Origin of the sequence: Kerstersia gyiorum (assembly GCF_048595715.1) — a bacterium.
GTDB classification, from domain to species: Bacteria; Pseudomonadota; Gammaproteobacteria; order Burkholderiales; family Burkholderiaceae_B; genus Kerstersia; species Kerstersia gyiorum.
Window position 1 is genome coordinate 3,113,014 of the sequence record NZ_CP169556.1, and the last position, 20,509, is coordinate 3,133,522.

The following is a 20,509-nucleotide window of genomic DNA, read 5'->3' on the forward strand; positions in this document are numbered from 1 at the left end:
ATCTCCAGCCCTGGCTCTCGCGTAGAATGCTTCCAGCGAGCGTCATCCTGACGCTTTGGGACTCCTGGGAGATTTTGATGAAAACCATCGGCGACAAACTCGACTCGTTTCGCATTATCGGCGTCAAGCCTGGCTTTACCCTGGCGGAGGAAAACGGCGTTTCGGCCTTCGAAGACATCACCGAAAGCACCTTTCCCGGCAAGTGGAAAGTCATCTATTTCTACCCCAAGGACTTTTCTTCGGTCTGCCCGACGGAAATCGTCGGCTTCGATGCCCTGGCCGAAGCCTTCGAAGAACGCGATGCCATCCTGCTGGGCGGCTCCAGCGACAATGAACACGTCAAGCTGGCCTGGCGCCGCGAACAAAACGAACTGGCGCGCATCCAGCATCACCAGTTCGCCGATACGTCCGGTTCCCTGATCGACCAGCTGGGCATCCGCGAACGCAGCCAGGGCGTGGCACTGCGCGCCACCCTGATCGTCGACCCGGACAACGTGATCCAGCACATTTCGGTCAACAGCCTGAAGGTAGGCCGCAACCCGGAAGAAGTGCTGCGCGTGCTGGATGCACTGCTGACCGACGAACCCAGCGTCTGCAACCGTCCCATCGGCGGCTGACCCGGACAGCCTGCGCAGCCGGACCGCGCACCACGCCTGGCCTCAGTTCTGGCGGCGTGCCAGCAGAGCCACCGTCGTGGCCGCAATCCCTTCCTTGCGGCCCAGGTAACCCAGATGCTCGTTGGTCTTGGCCTTCACATTCACGGCGCCAGCCTCAAGGGCGAGATCAGCAGCGATATTGGCCACCATCGCCGCGGCATGCGGGCCTATCTTCGGCGCCTGGGCATGTACCGTCGCATCCACGTTGACGACTTCCCAGCCAGCGGCACGTACCCGCGCAAACGCCTCGCGCAACAGCACGCGGCTGTCCGCTCCCTTGAATGCCGGATCGGTATCGGGAAAATGCCGGCCGATATCACCCAGGCCCGCCGCGCCCAGTACAGCATCGGTCACGGCGTGCAGCAACACGTCGGCATCCGAATGCCCGGCCAGACCATGCGTATGCGGAATCGTCACGCCACCGATGATCAGCGGGCGGCCCTCGACCAGCGCATGTACGTCAAACCCCTGGCCCACGCGAAACGGAATACTCATCCCCAATTCTCCATCCATTCAAAATCTTCGCTCCAGGTCAGCTTGGCATTACGCGGCGACCCTCTTACCAGCAACGGCGCATGTCCCGCCGCCTCCATTGCGCTGGCCTCATCCGTGACGGCCACGCCAGCGGCGCGTGCTTCGGCCAGCGCCTGGCGCAGCAGACCGGCACGAAACATCTGCGGCGTCTGCGCCAGCCATATTTCATCACGAGGCAGAGTGCGTGCCACCCTTTCTCGGCCCTGCTTGACGGTATCTGCCGCCGGCAGGGCCAGCAGGCCGCCACAGGCATCGGCCAGGCAGGCGTCTATCAGGCGTGCCAGGGCCTGCACCGGCAGGCCCGGCCTGGCGGCATCATGCACCAAAACCCAGTCGCGCTCGCCCAGGCCGGCATGCAACGCCGCATCGGCGAGCGCATTGGCCACGGTATCGGCGCGTTCGACGCCGCCGCAAGGACGGCACTCGACCCTGGGCAGGCCGGCCAGCGCTTCGGCTGCCCAGCCGTCGCCGGGCGCCACCGCGACCCGCACCTGGCTCACCCGTGCATCCGCCAGCAAGGCCTGCACCGCCAGGCGCAGCACGGGTTCGCCGCGTAGTTGGCGGTATTGTTTCGGCACATCGCCATCATGCCGGCTGGCGCGTTTCCCGACCCCGGCGGCGGGAACGATCGCAATCAGTTTCTCTGTCATGCCAGGGATTTTATAATCAGAGTCCTCATGCCTGAATCCACCACCACTTCCAGCGCCTCGCTGCTGCCCGAATCGCCGGCCACCGCCAGCGTCCTTGCCGCCCTGAAACCCGGCCTGCGCCATGCCCAGCCGCGCCCGCACGGCTCCGGCGATGCCTGCTGGCTGGCGGAACTCTCGGAGCGCGCCGGCCAGCCCATGCTGATCCTGTGCGCCGAGCCCCTGCAAGCCCAGCGCCTGGCCGAGGAAATCCGCCTGTTCGCGCCGGAACGCCGGGTGCGCCAGCTGCCGGATTGGGAAACCCTGCCCTACGATGGATTCTCGCCGCACCAGGATCTCATTTCCGAGCGTCTCAAAACGCTGCATGCGCTGATGCAGGGCCAGGTAGACATTCTTACCGTCCCTGTCACCACCGCGCTCTACCGGCTCGCGCCACCCTCGTTCCTGGCAGCCTATACCTTTTCCTTCCGCAAGGGCGACAAGCTCGATGAGGCCGCGCTGCGCGCCCAGCTGGTCCTGGCCAACTACAGCCATGTCACGCAGGTCAGCGCGCCGGGAGAATTCAGCCTGCGCGGCGGCATCATCGACCTCTTTCCCATGGGGTCGGCGGTGCCCTACCGCATTGACCTGTTCGACGATGAAATCGAATCGCTGCGCAGCTTCGATGTCGATACGCAACGCACACTCTACCCCGTGCGCGAGATCGAACTGCTGCCCGGCCGCGAGTTTCCGCTGGACGAAGACGCACGCACGCGCTTTCGCGCACGCTTTCGCGAAGAATTCGAAGGCGACCCCAGCCGCGCACTGCCCTACCGCGATATCGGCAACGGCATCGCCTTTGCCGGCGTCGAATACTACCTGCCGCTGTTCTTCGACGAAACCGCCACGCTGTTCGACTACCTGCCTGCCGGTACGCTGGCGGTCACGCACGGCGATATCGACAACACCATCCAGGGCTTCGCCCGCGACACCCAGAGCCGCTACCAATTCCTGAAAAGCGATCGCGAGCGGCCGCTGCTGCCGCCCGACCGCCTTTTCATGAACCAGGAAGTCCTGTTTGGCCATCTGCGCCAGCTGCCGCGCCTGGCGCTGACCGATACCCCCAACCCGGACTTCACCGCGCCACCCGATGTCGCCATTGCGCGCCGCGCCGAAGACCCGCTGGCGCGCCTGCGCCTGTGCATCCACGGCCTGAAGGGCGCCAGCGACAGCGCAGCCCGGCGCGTCGTCCTGTGCGCCGATTCCGCCGGTCGCCGCGAAACTCTGCTGCTCATGCTGCAGGAGCACGGCCTGGCGCCGCACGAACAGGCCGACAGCCTGCCTGCCGCCAGGGTTGCGGACGGCCGGTTCATACTCGCGACAGCACCGCTGACGGCAGGCTTCATCCGGCATGCCGACGGCACGGTCTTCCTGACCGAAAACGATCTCTACCCGGATAGCGGCGGCAGCCTGCGCCGGCCGCGCCGTGCCCAGGAACAGGCCAGCAACGTCGAGGCCATGGTACGCGACCTGGCCGAGCTGCGCGAAGGCGACCCTGTGGTACACCTGCAGCACGGCATTGCACGCTACCGCGGACTGGCCAGCATGGACCTGGGCGAAGGCCAGATGGAATTCCTGCATCTGGAATACGCGCAGGGCAGCACGCTGTATGTACCGGTGTCGCAGTTGCATCTGATCGCCCGCTACAGCGGCGCCGACCCGGAATCCGCGCCGCTGCACCAACTGGGCTCGGGCCAATGGGAAAAAGCCCGGCGCAAGGCGGCCAAACAAGTGCGCGACAGCGCCGCCGAGCTCCTGGACCTCTATGCGCGGCGCGCTGCCCGCCAGGGTTACGCCTTCGAGCTGTCTCCGTCCGACTACGGCACCTTCGCCCAGGGTTTCGGTTTCGACGAAACCCCGGACCAGGCCGCTGCCATCGAAGCCGTCATCGACGACATGACTTCCGGCCGGCCGATGGACCGCCTGGTGTGCGGCGATGTCGGCTTCGGCAAGACCGAAGTCGCCCTGCGCGCTGCATTCATCGCCGTGGCCAATGGCAAGCAGGTCGCCCTGCTGTGCCCGACCACACTGCTGGCGGAACAACATGCCCAGACCTTCTCCGACCGCTTCGCGGAATGGCCGGTCAAGGTCGTGGAACTGTCGCGCTTTCGCTCCGCCAAGGAAATCACCAGCGCCATCGGCGGCATCAACGACGGCACCATAGATATCGTCATCGGCACCCACAAGATCCTGTCCAAGGATGTGCGTTTCAAACGCCTGGGCCTGGTGATCATCGACGAAGAGCACCGTTTCGGCGTGCGCCAGAAAGAAGCGCTCAAGGCGCTGCGCGCGGAAGTGGATGTCCTCACCCTCACCGCAACGCCTATCCCGCGCACGCTGGGCATGTCGCTCGAAGGCATACGCGACTTCTCTGTCATCGCCACCGCACCGCAGAAGCGCCTGGCGATCAAGACCTTCGTGCGCCGCGAGGACGGCAGCACCATCCGCGAAGCGCTGCTGCGCGAACTCAAGCGTGGCGGTCAGGCCTATTTCCTGCACAACGAAGTGGAAACCATACACAACCGCCGTGCACGGCTTGAAGAACTGGTTCCCGAGGCCCGCATCGCCGTGGCGCACGGACAGATGCCCGAGCGCGAACTGGAACAGGTCATGAAGGGCTTCTACCAGCAGCGCTACAACGTGCTGCTGTGCACGACCATCATCGAAACCGGGATCGACGTTCCCAGCGCCAACACCATCATCATCCACCGCGCCGACCGCTTCGGCCTGGCCCAGCTGCACCAGTTGCGCGGCCGCGTCGGCCGCTCGCACCACCAGGCCTACGCCTACCTGCTGACCCCGGGCGAGGACGCCATCACCAGCAACGCGAAGAAGCGCCTGGAAGCGATCCAGGCCATGGAAGAGTTGGGTTCCGGCTTCTACCTGGCCATGCATGACCTGGAAATCCGTGGCGCCGGCGAAGTCCTGGGCGAATCGCAATCGGGCAATATCCAGGAGATTGGCTTCTCCTTGTATTCGGACATGCTCAACGCCGCCGTGCGCGCGCTTAAATCCGGCAAGGAACCCGACCTGGATGCCGACCTGCACGCCGGTTGCGAAATCAACCTGCATGCGCCGGCACTGCTGCCGTCCGATTACTGCCCCGACGTGCACGCCCGCCTGGCGCTCTACAAGCGCCTGTCGCACGCGCCTGACGACGACACCCTGCTGGGCCTTCAGGAAGAGCTGATCGACCGCTTCGGCCCGTTGCCGGAAGCCGCCAAGACGCTGCTCGCCAGCCACCGACTGCGCCTGCGCGCCGAAGCCCTGGGCATCCAGAAGATAGACGCCAGCGAAACGCAGGCATTGCTGCATTTCCGCACCGATACCCGGGTCGATCCGGTACGCCTGATCGAACTGGTTCAGAAGCAGCGCCACATCCGCCTGAGCGGCCCGGACAAGCTGCGCATGGAGATATCCAAGCCCGACATTGCCGCGCGCATCGACGCCGTACGTGGCCTGCTGCGCGCGCTGGGTTGATGCGGGCAGCAAACCACCGGCAGGAAGCAGGCCATTGCCGCCGGGATATCCTGTTTTTGCGGCAACCGGCTATGATGCCTGCTGGCCAAATCCACGCACGCAGCACCGCTACCCCAGGTGCTGCGGCTCTTACCCGCCCCGCCCGCGCCTACTGGTGCCGGCCCGAAAGCCATGACTGATTCCAGCATCCATCTCATCCTGCAATCTCCCGACCTGTCTGCCGACCGTATCGAACAGGCGGCCGCGCTGGCCTGTGCCAATGGCGTGCGCCGCATCAGCACGACCGCAGCCCGCTTGACCGGCGTGGCCGGCGACGAAGCCAGCCGCAAGGAACTGGCTGATTGGTGCGCCAGCCGCCACATGGACTATGCCTATGTGCCGGGCCAGGCCAAGCTGTCCGATTACCGCGTGCTGGCCATGGACATGGATTCCACGCTGATCAATATCGAGTGCATCGACGAAATTGCCGATGCCGTCGGCCGCAAGCCAGAAGTGGCTGCCATCACCGAGGCTGCCATGCGCGGTGAAATCAAGGATTTCACGGAAAGCCTGCGCCGCCGGGTCGCGCTCTTGCAAGGTGTGGCGGCCACGGCACTCGAAGAAGTCTATGCCGACCGCCTCAAACTCAACCCTGGCGCCGAACGCCTGGTGGAATCGGCCCGTGCCGCCGGCCTGAAGATTCTGCTGGTTTCCGGAGGATTCACCTTCTTCACGGAACGCCTGCGCCAGCGCCTGCAGCTGGATGCGGCCCATGCCAATACGCTGGAAGTCAACGACAGCGGCATACTCACCGGCCGCGTGCTGGGCGATATCGTCGATGCCCAGGCCAAGGCCCGCCTGGTGCAACAGTTCGCCGCCAGCCATGGCGCACAGACCAGCCAGGCGATCGTCATCGGCGATGGCGCCAACGACCTGCAAATGATGAAGCTGGCAGGTATTTCGGTCGCCTACCGCGCCAAGCCTGTGGTGCAGCAACAGGCCAGCCACGCCCTGAACTACACCGGCCTGGATGGCGTGCTGAACTGGTTCGCCAGCTGAGTCCTGCCGACCGTGCCCCTGTGCCGTCGGCCCCGCCCGGCGGCGCCGGCCCGTCATTGCCCCCCACAAAACCGACCATGCCCGACACGCTTACGCCTGCCACGCCTCCCTCCACCCAGCTGCGCCTGGGCAATTGGGAAGCACTGCGCGCTGATGCCACCCCCATTCGCTTCGAAGTCTTTGTCGATGAACAAGGCGTGCCGCCGGAAATCGAGCTCGACGACATGGACCCACTATGCCTGCATGCCGTCGCCTACGATGCACATGGCATTGCGCTGGGCACCGGCCGCCTGCTGCCCGACGGCCATATCGGCCGCATGGCCGTGCTCCGCCCGGCGCGGGGTACCGGGTTGGGTGGGCTGCTGCTCGAGGCACTGGTCGATGCCGGCCTGCGCCAAGGGCACACCACGCTGGTACTGCATGCGCAATGCCATGCCCGGCCGTTTTACGAACGGCACGGCTTCCAGGCGGAAGGCGCCCCTTTCCAGGAAGCCGGGATAGACCACATCGCCATGGTACGCCGCGCCCGCTGAGGCGCCTGGCGCTGGAAGCGGACGGCATGCGCCGTCCGACGCTGCGTACCAAGCGACAGGCAGCAATCGGTACGCGATTACCTGGCGGTATAGCCGCCGTCGATCACCAACTCGCTGCCGGTCACGAACTTGGCCTCGTCGGAAGCCAGGTACACCACGCCCCAGGCGATATCGTCCGGGTCGCCGACATAGCCCAACGGATGGCGTGCATCCAGTTCGGCACGGAAGGCCGCCGGTCCCGCCGGCGAATTGTTGGCCAGATCCTCGACCAGCGGCGTCCAGATGAAGCCCGGATGCACCGAGTTCACGCGGATGTGGTCACGGGCATACAGCAAGGCGTCGTTCTTGCTCATCAGGCGCACCGCGCCTTTGGAGGCGTGATAGGGCGGCAGGTCTGCTGCGCCGACCAGGCCATAGATGGAAGACAGATTGATGATGCTGCCGCCACCCTGCTCCTGCATGGTCGGCACCGCATGCTTGGTGCAGAAAAATACACCCTTGACGTTGACGTCCATGACGCGGTCCCATTCCGCTTCCGTGATTTCATGCGTGGGCTTGTTCACGCCGGAAATACCGGCATTGTTCACCAGAATGTCGATGCGGCCAAAATACTCGGCCACTTCGATGAAGGATTCGGCAACCGAGGCCTCATCCGTGGTGTCTACACGCCAGAACTTGGCCAGCCCGCCCAGCTTGCTGATGGTGTCCACGACTTCGGCGCCGTCCTGCACATCCGTCACGGCGACCTTGGCGCCTTCCTGTGCGAGGCGCAGCGCGATGGCGCGCCCGATACCGACTGCAGCGCCGGTGACGATGGCGACCTTACCTTCCAGACGTTTCATTGCTTTCTCCTGTTCAGCAAGCGGCAACGGCAAACACCGCTGCGCCCAAGCATTGTCAGCCTCCCCGCTGTCGCCTGTAAATGGTCGCAAATGCCGCCGCTTGCGGTAAATCAAATTGCGAACATTTATCAATATTGCCGGTAAGAAGACGCAATTTATTACACGTACCCCGAACTTCTCCATGAAATCTCCACGGCCCATGCAAAGCGCAGGCACACACTGGTATCCACGGATTCCTCCGCTGCCTACCTGAAAGGAGCTCCATCATGGCGAGCCGCAATAAAACTACCTCTGTCATTATTTCGACCCTGCTGGGCATCTCCGCGGTAGCCTTCAACCTGACTGCCAGCGCCCAACCTTCGCAAGAGGGCCTCCGGGATAACGCCCAGCAAGAACGACGCGACAATCCTCAATCCTCTCCGAACCGCCCGTCCACCCAGAACCAGCCGCAGACGCACAATCAGCGCCCGTCATCCTCACCCGGCAATAACAACCAGGCCAGGCCCCAGCAAAGCCATGAGACGGGCCGGAAAGCAGCACCATCCAGAAACCACACCACACCAGCCGCTCAGCAGCATCCCAGCCAGGCCAGGCATGGCGCCGGCCCGGATGACCGCTATCGCAAGGGCGACACCCTGCCCCAACCGTACCAGGGCCGCAGGTACTACGTCAGCCAGCCTGAACGTTACAACCTGCCAGCGCCGGGCCACGGCCAACGCTGGGTCAAAGTGGGTGCGGATTATGTGCTGATCACCATCGCTACCGGCCTGATCATCGACCTGGTGATTCACCCACGTTAATCGCCTCTCGTTGCCCGACACAAAAACAGAGACAAAAAAAACGCCGGCCCTGGGCCGGCGTTTTTCACTGGAATCAAGCGATCAGAATGCCAGCGAAGCGCGGATCACGTCCACCGAAAGCTGGATGATGCCGTTTTCCTGGATGCCCAGCAGCAGGAGCAGTGCAGCGTTGATCGCCATCACCGCGCGCGGCAGACAGCCGGCCTTGATCGTCGGCGCATTTTCTTCCGGTTCGTCGAAGTACACCACCTTGACCACGCGGATGTAGTAGAACGCGCCGATCAGCGAGAACAGCACCGCAAGGATGGCCAGCCACAAGTGGCCAGCCTGCACCACCGCTTGCAGCACGGCCAGCTTGGCATAGAAGCCAACCAGCGGCGGGATGCCAGCCAGCGAGAACATCAACAGCAGCAGGACCAGCGCATACAACGGGCTGCGCTTGTTCAGGCCCTTCAGATCGCTGATGCTGTCGCATTCGAAGCCTTCGCGCGACATCAGCATGACCACGCCGAAACCGCCCAGCGTCGTCAGCACATAGACCAGCATGTAGAACAAGGCAGCACCGTAGGCCGAACCTGCCGCGCCCGGGTTGCCGTCCACCACGCCCGAAAGCAGGCCCAGGATGACGAAACCCATGTGGGAAATACTCGAATACGCCAGCATGCGCTTGAAGCTGGTCTGCATGATCGCGGTCAGGTTACCGATGGCCAGCGACAACACGGCCATGATCATGAGCATGCTCTGCCAGTCGGCAGCCAGCGCATGCAGGCCTTCCACCAGCAGGCGCAGCGTGATGGCAAAGGCGGCCAACTTGGGTGCAGCACCCAGCAGCAGGGTCGAGGCCGTGGGCGAACCCTGATAAACGTCGGGCACCCACATATGGAAGGGCACCACGCCCAGCTTGAATGCCAGGCCGGCCACCACGAACACCACGCCGAACACCAGGGCCATGTGCTGGAAGTCGCCCGCACGCAGCACTGCGGCGATTTCGCCGAGGTCGAGCTTGCCGGTCGCACCGTACACCATGGACATGCCGTACAGCAGGAAACCGGAAGCCAGCGCGCCAAGCACGAAGTACTTCATCGCCGCCTCGGTGGCCACCACGTGGTCGCGGCGCAGTGCGATGAGCGCGTACAACGCCAGGGACATCAATTCGAGGCCCAGGTACATGGACATCAGGTTGCCGGCCGAGATCATGACCATCTGGCCCAGCAGCGCAAACAGCGACAACACGTAGATCTCGCCGCCACGGGTCATCATGTCGCGGGCCTGCGCATAGGCACGGCCGTAGATCAGGCTGACCGCCACGGCGATGTAAGACGCGACCTTCAGCAAGTGCGCCAGCGGGTCCAGCACGAACATGCCGGAGAAGGTGGAGCCGCGCACGCCATCAGACCACTGCACCAGCGAGACAACCGTCAGCACCAGCAGCAGCACAAGGCTAAGGGTGTGCGTCATGCGGCGCAGGGGATCATTGCGGACGGCGTCCAGCAGCAGGATCGCCATGCCGCCTATCAGCAGGATGATCTCCGGCAGCGCAAGGGTAAAGTTGAACGAAGATTGCATGATGGTCCAGCCTTACAGTTTCGAGATGGCAACGTGCTGCAGCAGCGCATCGACCGAGACGTGGATGAGATCGACAAAGGGCTTCGGATAGATACCCATGAACAGCACCGCGATAGCCAGGATGCTCAGCATCAGGAATTCGCGGCTGCACAGGTCCTTCAGCTTGCGCACGTTGTCATTGGCGATATCGCCCAGCACCACGCGCTTGGTCATCCAGAGCGAATAGGCTGCGCCCAGGATCAAGGCCGTAGCCGTCAGCAGGCCGATCCAGAAGTTGTATTCGACAGCGCCCATGATCACCATGAACTCACCGACGAAACCGCTAGTGGCCGGCAGGCCGCTATTGGCCATCGAGAACAGGATGAAGAAGGTGGCGAACTTGGGCATGGTGTTGACCACACCACCGTAAGCCGAAATCTCGCGGCTGTGCACGCGGTCATACAGCACACCGATACAGAGGAACATTGCGCCCGCCACGAAACCGTGCGAGATCATCTGGACGATGGCGCCTTCCATGCCGGCGGTATTGAAGATAAAGAAGCCCAGCGTCACGAAACCCATGTGGGCAACGGACGAATAAGCCACCAGTTTCTTCATGTCCGCCTGGATGATTGCCACCAGACCGATATAGATCACTGCAATCAGCGACAGCGTGATCATCAGCCAGGACAGCTCATGCGCAGCATCCGGCGCGATGGGCAGCGAGAAGCGCAGGAAACCATAGGCGCCCAGCTTCAGCATGATCGCGGCCAGCACCACGGAACCACCGGTAGGCGCTTCCACGTGGGCATCCGGCAGCCAGGTGTGCACCGGCCACATCGGCACCTTGACCGCGAATGCAGCCAGCAGCGCCAGGAAGATCAGGATCTGCGGCGTCATGCCCAGCGGCTGTTGCTGCCAGGTGGCGATATCGAAGGTTCCCGTGACACTCCACAGGTAGATAAAGGCCACCAGCGTAAGCAGCGAGCCCATCAGGGTGTAGAGGAAGAACTTGAACGCTGCGTACACACGGTTCGGGCCGCCCCAGACACCGACGATGATGTACATCGGAATCAGCGTGGCTTCGAAGAAGATGTAGAACAGCAGGCCGTCCAGCGCCGCGAAGACACCAATCATCAGGCCGGAGAGGATCAGGAACGCCGCCATGTACTGAGCGACGCGCTTGGTGATGACTTCCCAGCCCGCCACCACCACGATGATGGTGATGAAGGCAGTCAACAGCACGAACCACACCGAGATGCCGTCAACACCCAGGTGGTAATCCACGCCGAGCGCCTCGATCCAGCTCGATTTCTCGACGAACTGCATGTTGGCGGTGGTGGCATCAAAACGCGTGTACAGCGGAATGGTGACCAGGAAGCTGACGATGGCGCCGATCAGCGACAGCCAGCGGGTGCGGCCAGGCGCGGAATCGCGTCCGAGCGCCAGGACCAGCACGCCGAAAACGATGGGCGTGAAGATGGCCCATGTCAGCCAGGGGAATGTTGTAGATACCATGTCGCTAGCCATCATTTGTAAATCAGCACATAGAAGGTCACCAGAACCATCACACCGATGATCATGGCAAACGCATAGTGATAGATGTAGCCGGTCTGTACCTTGCGGCTGACGGCGGCGATCCAGCCCACCATGCGGGCGCTGCCGTTGACCAGGCCGTCGATCAGGCCGCGGTCACCGTAGCGCCACAGGCCGCGACCCAGCGCACGAGCGCCACGGGCGATGACCTGCTCGTTGAACCAGTCGACGTAGTACTTGTTCTCCAGGATACGCAGCAGCCAACCCATGCGGGCGTGGATGGCGGCAGGCACCTTGGGATTGATCAGGTAGCAGTACCAGGCAATGACGGCGCCAGCGACCACCAGCCAGAACGGCAAGGTCTGGAACGCATGCAGGCCGTAGGCCACCCAGCCGTGCCAGGTCGAAGCAATGTCGGCCATGGCCGGGTGTTGCGGCAGCACCGTGATGACACCGTCGAAGAACGAGCCGAACAGCATGGGATCAACTACCAGTGCACCGATGATGATCGACGGAATGGCCAGCAGGATCAGCGGCAGCGTGACCACCCAGGGCGACTCATGCGGCTTGCCGCCATGATGGCCGTGATCGTCATGTCCATGGTCGTCGTGGCCATGGCCGTGCGCGTCATGGCCGTGCTCAGGGAAGCGCTCCTTGCCGTGGAAAACCAGGAAGTAGACGCGGAACGAGTACAGCGAAGTGACGAACACGCCGATCAGCACCGCCCAGTAGGCGAAGTCCGCGCCCCAGACGTTGGCGGCATGCGCGGCCTCGATCAGGTTTTCCTTGGAGTAGAAACCCGAGAAGAACGGCGTGCCGACCAGCGCCAGCGTACCGATCAGGAAGGTGATCCAGGTGATGGGCATGTACTTGCGCAGGCCGCCCATGTTGCGGATGTCCTGATCATGGTGCATGCCGATGATGACGGAACCAGCACCCAGGAACAGCAGGGCCTTGAAGAAGGCGTGCGTCAGCAGGTGCAGCACGGCCACCGAGTAGGCCGAAGCCCCCAGCGCCACCGTCATGTAGCCCAGCTGCGACAGCGTGGAATAGGCCACGACGCGCTTGATATCGTTCTGGATGATGCCCAGGATGCCGAGGAACAGCGCACCGATGCCGCCCACCACGATCATCAGCGACAGCGCCGTATCCGACAGTTCGAACAGCGGCGAGAAACGCGACACCATGAAGATACCGGCGGTCACCATGGTGGCCGCGTGAATCAGCGCGGAAATCGGAGTCGGGCCTTCCATCGAGTCAGGCAGCCAGGCGTGCAGCGGCACCTGCGCCGATTTACCCATGGCGCCGATGAACAGACAGATACATGCCACCGTCAGCAGTTGCCAGTCAGTGCCCGGCAGTTGCAGCGCGTCCAGCTTGTCGGCCTGGGCGAAGACTTCGCCGTAGTGCATGGTGCCGGTGTAGGCAAACAGCAGGCCGATGCCCAGCACGAAGCCGAAGTCGCCGACACGGTTGATCAGGAAGGCCTTCATGTTGGCGAAGATCGCCGTCGGACGCGTGTACCAGAAGCCGATCAGCAGATAGGACACCAGGCCCACCGCTTCCCAGCCGAAGAACAGCTGAACCATGTTGTTGGACATGACCAGCATCAGCATCGAGAAGGTGAACAGCGAAATGTACGAGAAGAAACGCTGGTAACCGGGATCGTCGGCCATGTAGCCGATGGTGTAGATGTGCACCATCAGCGACACCGAGGTCACGACCACCATCATCATGGCCGACAACGAGTCGATCAGGAAGCCGATTTCCAGCTTGGTGGTACCGATCAGCGTCCAGGTATAGACCGTGCCGTCGAAAGTATGGCCATTGAGTACGTCACGCAGCACGAACACCGAGCCGATGGCCGAGATCGCCACGCCCAGAATCGTGATGCAATGCGCTGCCCGACGCCCGACCGGACGGCCCAGGAAGCCAGTGCCGAACAGGCCGGACAGGATGGCGCCGACCAGCGGAGCCAGCGCAATGAGCAGATAAAAATTGGTTTCAGACATGATTCCGGGCCCCATCAGCCTTTCAGGCGATCAAGATCGTCGACGTTGATCGTGTTCAGGTTACGGAACAGCAACACCAGGATCGCCAGACCAATCGCGGCTTCGGCAGCCGCCACCGTGAGAATGAAGAACACGAAGACCTGCCCCGCCGCATCGCCCATCCAGGAAGAGAAGGCGACGAAGTTCATGTTCACGGCAAGCAGCATCAGCTCCATGGACATCAGCAGAATGATGAGATTGCGCCGGTTCAGGAACATCCCGAAAACGCCGATGGCGAAGAGGATGGCCCCCAGCACCAGATAGTGCGCCAGAGTGAGTGTCATTGTTTTTCTCCTTCGCCAGCTGCCTCGGCTGCCGGTGCCTCAGGCGCCACATCGCGCTGAGGCTTGACGTTGACGATACGGAAGCGGTCCTTGGCCTTGACCTTCACGGCACCGGACGGATCGTTGTAGCGCACGTCGGTACGGCGGCGCAGCGTCAGCGCGATGGCGCTGATCATGCCGACCAGCAGCAGCACGGCGCCGACTTCCACGCCAAAGACATACTTCGTATACATCAGTTCACCCAGCACGCGGGTGTTGTTGTAATCGCCCGGCTGCACCGGCATTTCGCCGACGCCGCCCCAGGTTGCCCACAGCACGAATGCCATTTCCAGCACCATGACCAGGCCGACGATGCCGCCGATGAACATGTAGTTGCGCGCACCGGCGCGCAGCATGTCGAGCTTGATGTCCAGCATCATCACGACGAACAGGAACAGCACCATGACGGCGCCCACGTACACCACAACCAGCAGCAGCCCGAGGAACTCGGCGCCGATCAGCACCCACAGCATGGCGGCGTTGAAGAACGCCAGGATCAGGTGCAGCACCGCAGTGACCGGGCTGCTCGCGGTAATCACGCGCACAGCCGCGATGACCAGGATGGCCGCAACGACGTAAAAGAGAATGGTAGAGAAGATCATGAGCCAGCTACCCCGTTATCAACGATAGGGCGCGTCGGCCGCGCGCCGTTTGGCGATTTCATTTTCATAGCGGTCGCCCACGGCCAGCAGCATGTCCTTGGTGAAGTACAGGTCGCCGCGCTTTTCACCATGGTATTCATGGATATGCGTTTCGACGATGGAATCCACCGGGCAGCTCTCTTCGCAGAAGCCACAGAAAATGCACTTGGTCAGGTCGATGTCGTAACGCGTGGTACGGCGCGTGCCGTCGTCGCGTTCGCCCGATTCGATCGTGATCGCCATGGCCGGACAGACTGCTTCGCACAGCTTGCAGGCGATGCAGCGCTCTTCCCCATTGGGGTAGCGGCGCAAGGCGTGCAGGCCACGGAAACGCGGCGAAGCCGGCGTTTTCTCAAACGGGTAGCGCAACGTGATCTTGCGCCGGAAAAAGTACCTGCCGGTCAGGCGCATGCCCTTGAGCAGTTCCGACAGCATCAGGCTGCCGAAGAAATCCTTGATCGCTTCCATATCTTGCCTCTGCTCGTCCGCTTCAGTTCCAGATATTCCAGGGCGTCTGCATCCAGATCGCCACCACCACCAGCCACACACCGGTCAGCGGGATGAAGATCTTCCAGCCCAGGCGCATGATGTGGTCATAGCGGTAACGCGGGAACGACGCACGGAACCAGATGAAAAGGGACACTACGACAAACGTCTTCAAAGCCAGCCAGAGCCAGCCTGGCACCCAGGTAAACGGCGCGAAGTCCAGCGGTGCGGACCAGCCGCCCAGGAACATGATCGACGCCATCGCCGACAGGAAGATCATGTTGGCGTATTCGCCCAGGAAGAACAGCGCGAAGGCCATGCCCGAGTACTCGACCATGTGGCCGGCCACGATCTCCGATTCGCCTTCCACCACGTCAAACGGGTGGCGGTTGGTTTCAGCCACCATACAGATGATGTAGATGACGAACAGCGGCAGCAGCGGCAGCCAGTTCCACGACAGGAACGTCAGGCCCATGCCGGCGAAGGTGCCGCGCAATTGCACGTTCACGATCTCGGACATGTTCATGCTGCCGGACACCAGCACCACGACCAGCAAGACGAAGCTGATGGCCAGTTCATAGGACAGCATCTGCGCCGAGGCACGCATTGCCGCCAGCAGCGCGTACTTGGAGTTGGATGCCCAGCCGGCCACGATCACGCCGTAAACGCCCAGCGAAGTGATCGCCATGACATACAGCAGGCCGGCGTTCACATTGGCCAGCACGGTTTCAGGACCAAAGGGAATCACCGCCCAGGCCGCCAGCGCCGGCATCAGCACCACGACAGGCGCCACGATGAACAGCACCTTGTTGGCCTGGCTGGGAACCACGACTTCCTTGGTCAGCAGCTTGAACACGTCGGCGAACGGCTGCAGCAGCCCGCGCGGACCGACACGGTTCGGTCCACGGCGCACGTGCATGAAGCCGATCATCTTGCGTTCCCAGTAGGTCAGGAACGCCACGCAAATAATGATGGGCAGCGCGATCACGACAATCTTGATCACCGTCCACACCACCAGCCAGGCGGTCGGGCCCAGCAGAGCCTCACCGTGGCTATTGATCACATCGAGCCAGCTCATGTCAGACACGCTCCACCGAAATTGCACCGAAGGCGCTGCCCAGCGCCGCCGTCTGTTCGAAACCGGCAGCGACGCGCACGGCGCCATCAGCCACCTTGTCATCACGCGCAGCCGTCAGCTCCGCTTCGCCATGGGCTGAACGCACACGGACCTTGGCACCCTCTTCCAGGCCCAGGCGTTCCAGCGTAGCTGCGTTCATGCGAGCCTTGGGCGCGCGTGAAGCGGCCGCTGCCTGCAACGATTCGGCACGACGCACAATGGCGTCGGTACGGAAGATAGGCAGCTCGGCCAGGCGTTCCAACGTGCCTTCGGCGCGAACAGCCGGCAGGCCGGGTTCAGCCTTGACGCGATTCGACAAGCGAGCCGGGATGTCGCCAGCCAGGGCCGTGTCGCGCACGGACTCGGAAGTTTCGTCGTCGAAACCAGCCAGCTTGAGCACGTTGCCCAGCACACGCAGCACCTTCCAGGCCGGACGGGCCTGGCCCAGGGGCGCCGTCGTGCCCTTGAAGCTTTGCGCCAGGCCGGCCGCGTTGACGTAGGTACCGGAGGTTTCGGTGAACGGCGCCACCGGCAGCATGATGTCGGCCCAGCTTTCGGCAGCGCTGCGATAGGACGTCAGCGCCACGGTGAACTGCGAGCCGCGCAGTGCTGCCAGCGCCTGAGGCGCATTGTCGGCATCCAGCTGCGGTTCGGCGTGCAGCACCACATAGGCGCGCATCGGCTCGGCCAGCATGGCGGCGGCGTTCTTGCCGCCGACGCCGGGCACGGCGCCCGCCAGGTAACCGCCTACCGTGTTGCCACCGGCCGTCAGATGGCCCAGCGTTGCACCGCTGTTGTCGGCAATCCATTGCGCATTGGCAGCCAGCAGCGTGGCATCGGGCGAATTCACCGCCAGATTGCCCAACAGCACGGCGCCCTGTTGCGAACCTGCCAGCAGTGCGGCGATGGCCTGGGCTGCTGCGCCCGCCTGCACACCGGCAAAGGCGGCAGGCACGGCGGTTTCCTTGGCCGCAGCCAGCGCCACGGCGATTTCGGCCAGCGCGCGCGGCAGCTCGGACGGCGCCACGGTGATGCGCGCGGCCACCGGCAGCAGAGGATCATCGGCAGCGCTGTCCACCAGGATGACCTTGGTGCCACGCTTGGCGGCCTGACGCAGGCGCTGCGCGAACAGCGGATGGTCCTTGCGCAGGAAAGAACCTACCACCAGGACAACATCGCGGTTATCCAGATCGGTGATGGGCATGCCCAGCCAGGGCGTGCCCTCCAGGGCAGCATCCAGCCCAGCGTCGGTCTGGCGCAGGCGGAAGTCGATATTCTCGGAACCCAGCGCACGGCCCAGGCGGGCCAGCAGCGCGTATTCCTCGACCGTGGCGTTTTCGGACGCCAGCAGGCCGATGTCGTTGCCGCCATGGCTTTCGCGCACGCGGCCCAAGCCTTCCGCCACGGCTTCCAGGGCTTCCGCCCAGGAAATCTCGCGCCAGCGGCCATCACAGCTCTTGAGCATCGGCACCGTCAGGCGGTCTTCGACGTTCAGGCCTTCGTAGGAGAAGCGGTCACGGTCGCTGATCCAGCATTCGTTGACGGCATCGTTCTCGAACGGAACGACACGCAGGACCTTGTTGTCCTTGACCTGAACCACCAGGTTCGCACCCACGCTGTCGTGCGGGCTGACGGCGCGGCGGCGGGCCAGTTCCCAGGTACGGGCCTGGTAGCGGAACGGCTTGGAAGTCAGCGCGCCGACAGGACAGAGGTCGATCATGTTGCCGGAGAGTTCGGACTCGATCGAACGGCCCACAAACGTGGTGATCTCGGAGTGCTCGCCGCGCTTGATCATGCCCAGCTCCATCACGCCGGCAATTTCCTGGCCGAAGCGCACGCAGCGGGTGCAATGGATGCAGCGGCTCATTTCTTCAGCCGACACCAGCGGACCGAGGTCCTTGTGGAACACCACACGCTTTTCTTCGTTGTAGCGCGAAGATGAGCCACCGTAGCCTACCGCCAGATCCTGCAGCTGGCATTCTCCACCCTGGTCACAGATCGGGCAATCCAGCGGGTGATTGATCAGCAGAAACTCCATCACGCTCTTCTGAGCCGCGACAGCACGCTCCGAACTGGTATGCACCACCATGCCGTTGGTGGCAGGCGTCGCGCAGGCCGGTAAAGCCTTGGGCGCCTTTTCCACTTCGACCAGACACATACGGCAGTTGGCCGCGATGGACAGTTTCTTGTGATAGCAGAAATGCGGAACGTACACGCCCAGCTTGTGGGCAGCGTGCATCACCATGCTGCCTTCCGGCACCTCGACGACCCGGCCGTCTATGGTCAATTCAACCATTTTGAATCCTCTGTCTCACAGATACGGGGCAACAACGCCCCGCTTGTGCTCGATGTAGTGCATGAACTCGTGCCGGTAGTGCTTCAGGAAAGCACGCACCGGCATGGCTGCGGCGTCACCCAGGGCGCAGATGGTGCGGCCCATGATGTTGCCTGCCACGCTATCGAGCAGTTCCAGATCCTCGGGACGGCCCTCGCCGTTATAGATACGCTTGACGATCCGGTACAGCCAGCCCGTGCCTTCGCGGCAGGGCGTGCACTGGCCGCAACTTTCTTCATGGTAGAAGTACGACAGACGCAGCAGCGACTTCACCATGCAGCGGCGCTCGTCCATGACGATGACAGCGCCCGAGCCCAGCATGGAGCCGGCCTTGGAAATGCTGTCATAGTCCATGGTGCATTCCATCATGATGTCGGCCGGCAGCACGGGCGCGCTCGAACCGCCGGGGATCACCGCCTTCAGCTTGCGGCCACCGCTGACGCCACCCGCCAGCTCCAGCAGTTTGCTGAACGGGGTGCCCATCGGGATTTCATAGCAACCCGGGCGCTCGATGTCGCCAGAGATCGAATAGATCTTGGTGCCACCGTTGTTGGGCTTGCCGACTTCCAGATAGGCTTGACCACCATTGCGGATGATCCAGGGCACCGCCGCGAAAGTCTCGGTGTTGTTGATGGTCGTCGGCTTGCCGTACAGACCGAAACTGGCCGGGAAAGGCGGTTTGAAGCGCGGCTGGCCTTTCTTGCCTTCCAGCGATTCAAGCAGCGCAGTTTCCTCGCCGCAAATGTAGGCGCCGTAGCCGTGGAAAGCATTCAACTGGAAGTTGAAGCCGGAACCCAGGATGTTGTCGCCCAGGAAGCCTGCCTTGCGGGCCTCTTCCAGCGCCGCCTCGAAGCGTTCGTACACTTCGAAGATCTCACCGTGGATATAGTTGTAGCCGGCGCTGATGCCCATTGCATAAGCGGCAATGGCCATGCCCTCGATCACCACGTGCGGGTTGAAGCGCAGGATGTCGCGGTCCTTGAACGTCCCCGGCTCGCCCTCGTCCGAATTGCAGACCAGGTACTTCTGGCCCGGAAAAGTGCGCGGCATGAAGCTCCACTTCAGGCCGGTGGGGAAGCCTGCACCGCCGCGGCCGCGCAGACCCGAGGCCTTGACTTCGGCAATCACGTCTTCCGGCTTCATGCCGGAGGTCAGCACCTTGCGCAGGGCTTCGTAGCCGCCGCGCTTGACGTAATCTTCCAGGTGCCAGTTGCTACCGTCGATGCCCGCCAGGATCTGCGGTTCGATGTGACGGCCATGGAAACACATGGACTGGCTCAGGTCGCCCAGCGGATCAGGCTCCAGGCCTTGGGAAAATCGGCTGAGGTCCAGCGCCGCCAACGGTTGTTCGAGCATCGTCGTCATGCCGATTCTCCTTGCAGTTTCGCTGCTTCCGCCTTGAGGCTGTCCAGCATGGCATCCAGGCGCTCTTCGGACATGCGCACGCACATGTGCCGGTTGTTGACCAGCATCACGGGGGCATCACCACAGGCGCCCATGCACTCACCTTCAACCACGGTGAACATGCCGTCCGGCGTCGTTTCGCCCAGGCCCACACCCAGCTTGCGCTGCACGACTTCGGCGGCCTGCTCGCCGCCGCGCAGGGCACAGGGCAGGTTGGTGCACACCGTCACCTTGATGCGCCCGACCGGGCGCACGTCGAACATGTTGTAGAAAGTCGCGACTTCCTGGACGGCGATGGGAGGCACGCCGATATATTCCGCGACGTCCTCGATGACCTCGGCCGACACCCAGCCCTTCTCAACTTGCGCAATGCCCAGGGCCGCCATGATGGCAGACTGCCTCTGGTCGCCAGGGTACTTGGCCAGTTCCCTGTCGATCTTCTGATATGCCTGTTCGGAAAGCAGCATAATTTTGAATCCGTGTATGTAAAGGGAGAAAACCG

General features: G+C 63.0%; 18 protein-coding genes. 5 read left to right on the forward strand and 13 right to left on the reverse strand.

The features are described 5' to 3' along the window. Positions 1–77: 77 nt before the first annotated feature. Positions 78–617 carry a redoxin domain-containing protein gene (locus tag ACEW7X_RS13625; protein ID WP_068367738.1) on the forward strand — a complete coding sequence of 180 codons (540 nt, stop codon included), beginning with the start codon at positions 78–80 and terminating at the stop codon, positions 615–617. Positions 618–659: 42 nt separating this feature from the next. Here ACEW7X_RS13625 and ispF read toward each other — a convergent pair whose 3' ends face one another. Continuing rightward, entirely contained in the window at positions 660–1,151 is a 492-nt protein-coding gene (ispF, locus tag ACEW7X_RS13630; RefSeq protein ID WP_068366868.1) for a 2-C-methyl-D-erythritol 2,4-cyclodiphosphate synthase, read from the reverse strand. Continuing rightward, positions 1,148–1,840, reverse strand: a complete 693-nt coding sequence (gene ispD, locus ACEW7X_RS13635) for a 2-C-methyl-D-erythritol 4-phosphate cytidylyltransferase (RefSeq protein WP_068366870.1) — start codon at positions 1,838–1,840, stop codon at positions 1,148–1,150. The genes ispF and ispD overlap by 4 nt, the downstream gene beginning before the upstream one ends. 27 nt (positions 1,841–1,867) lie before the next feature. On the opposite strand from ispD, the gene mfd reads away from it, so the two are divergent. From mfd to ACEW7X_RS13650, 3 genes are all read left to right on the forward strand, one after another. Then, positions 1,868–5,356, forward strand: a complete 3,489-nt coding sequence (gene mfd / locus ACEW7X_RS13640; protein ID WP_420177313.1) for a transcription-repair coupling factor — start codon at positions 1,868–1,870, stop codon at positions 5,354–5,356. Between the two features lie 171 nt (positions 5,357–5,527). Further along, positions 5,528–6,394: a phosphoserine phosphatase SerB gene (gene serB, locus ACEW7X_RS13645; protein ID WP_420177314.1), complete on the forward strand. Its 867-nt coding sequence runs from the start codon at positions 5,528–5,530 to the stop codon at positions 6,392–6,394. 77 nt (positions 6,395–6,471) lie between these two features. Continuing rightward, entirely contained in the window at positions 6,472–6,927 is a 456-nt protein-coding gene (locus ACEW7X_RS13650; protein WP_420177315.1) for a GNAT family N-acetyltransferase, read from the forward strand. Positions 6,928–7,004: 77 nt separating this feature from the next. Here ACEW7X_RS13650 and ACEW7X_RS13655 read toward each other — a convergent pair whose 3' ends face one another. Beyond that, positions 7,005–7,769 carry an SDR family NAD(P)-dependent oxidoreductase gene (locus ACEW7X_RS13655; RefSeq protein ID WP_130486591.1) on the reverse strand — a complete coding sequence of 255 codons (765 nt, stop codon included), beginning with the start codon at positions 7,767–7,769 and terminating at the stop codon, positions 7,005–7,007. A gap of 266 nt (positions 7,770–8,035) precedes the next feature. Here ACEW7X_RS13655 and ACEW7X_RS13660 point away from each other — a divergent pair, with 266 nt between their 5' ends. Then, entirely contained in the window at positions 8,036–8,569 is a 534-nt protein-coding gene (locus tag ACEW7X_RS13660; protein WP_257740022.1) for an RcnB family protein, read from the forward strand. An 81-nt stretch (positions 8,570–8,650) separates the two neighbouring features. Here the strand turns inward: ACEW7X_RS13660 and nuoN are convergent, their stop codons facing one another. From nuoN to nuoE, 10 genes are read right to left on the reverse strand one after another with little or no spacing between them, the layout of a single operon-like run. Beyond that, positions 8,651–10,138 carry an NADH-quinone oxidoreductase subunit NuoN gene (nuoN, locus tag ACEW7X_RS13665; RefSeq protein WP_068366881.1) on the reverse strand — a complete coding sequence of 496 codons (1,488 nt, stop codon included), beginning with the start codon at positions 10,136–10,138 and terminating at the stop codon, positions 8,651–8,653. 9 nt (positions 10,139–10,147) lie between these two features. Continuing rightward, a complete protein-coding gene (locus ACEW7X_RS13670; protein WP_068366883.1) occupies positions 10,148–11,647 on the reverse strand; it encodes an NADH-quinone oxidoreductase subunit M in 1,500 nt (499 codons plus the stop codon). Beyond that, a complete protein-coding gene (gene nuoL / locus ACEW7X_RS13675) occupies positions 11,644–13,662 on the reverse strand; it encodes an NADH-quinone oxidoreductase subunit L (RefSeq protein WP_165389949.1) in 2,019 nt (672 codons plus the stop codon). The genes ACEW7X_RS13670 and nuoL overlap by 4 nt, the downstream gene beginning before the upstream one ends. A 14-nt stretch (positions 13,663–13,676) precedes the next feature. Then, entirely contained in the window at positions 13,677–13,985 is a 309-nt protein-coding gene (gene nuoK, locus ACEW7X_RS13680; RefSeq protein ID WP_068366885.1) for an NADH-quinone oxidoreductase subunit NuoK, read from the reverse strand. Then, positions 13,982–14,626: an NADH-quinone oxidoreductase subunit J gene (locus ACEW7X_RS13685; RefSeq protein WP_420177316.1), complete on the reverse strand. Its 645-nt coding sequence runs from the start codon at positions 14,624–14,626 to the stop codon at positions 13,982–13,984. Before ACEW7X_RS13685 ends, nuoK begins: the two co-directional genes overlap by 4 nt. A gap of 18 nt (positions 14,627–14,644) precedes the next feature. Beyond that, entirely contained in the window at positions 14,645–15,133 is a 489-nt protein-coding gene (gene nuoI / locus ACEW7X_RS13690) for an NADH-quinone oxidoreductase subunit NuoI (protein ID WP_068366889.1), read from the reverse strand. A gap of 22 nt (positions 15,134–15,155) precedes the next feature. Beyond that, the gene (gene nuoH, locus ACEW7X_RS13695) at positions 15,156–16,229 is read right to left on the reverse strand and encodes an NADH-quinone oxidoreductase subunit NuoH (protein WP_278856117.1); all 1,074 of its coding nucleotides are present in this window, start codon (positions 16,227–16,229) and stop codon (positions 15,156–15,158) included. Between the two features lies 1 nt (position 16,230). After that, positions 16,231–18,564 carry an NADH-quinone oxidoreductase subunit NuoG gene (nuoG, locus tag ACEW7X_RS13700; RefSeq protein ID WP_253595290.1) on the reverse strand — a complete coding sequence of 778 codons (2,334 nt, stop codon included), beginning with the start codon at positions 18,562–18,564 and terminating at the stop codon, positions 16,231–16,233. Positions 18,565–18,579: 15 nt separating this feature from the next. Further along, the gene (gene nuoF / locus ACEW7X_RS13705) at positions 18,580–19,944 is read right to left on the reverse strand and encodes an NADH-quinone oxidoreductase subunit NuoF (protein ID WP_130486767.1); all 1,365 of its coding nucleotides are present in this window, start codon (positions 19,942–19,944) and stop codon (positions 18,580–18,582) included. 20 nt (positions 19,945–19,964) lie between these two features. Beyond that, entirely contained in the window at positions 19,965–20,474 is a 510-nt protein-coding gene (nuoE, locus tag ACEW7X_RS13710; RefSeq protein ID WP_127775082.1) for an NADH-quinone oxidoreductase subunit NuoE, read from the reverse strand. Positions 20,475–20,509 lie beyond the last annotated feature (35 nt).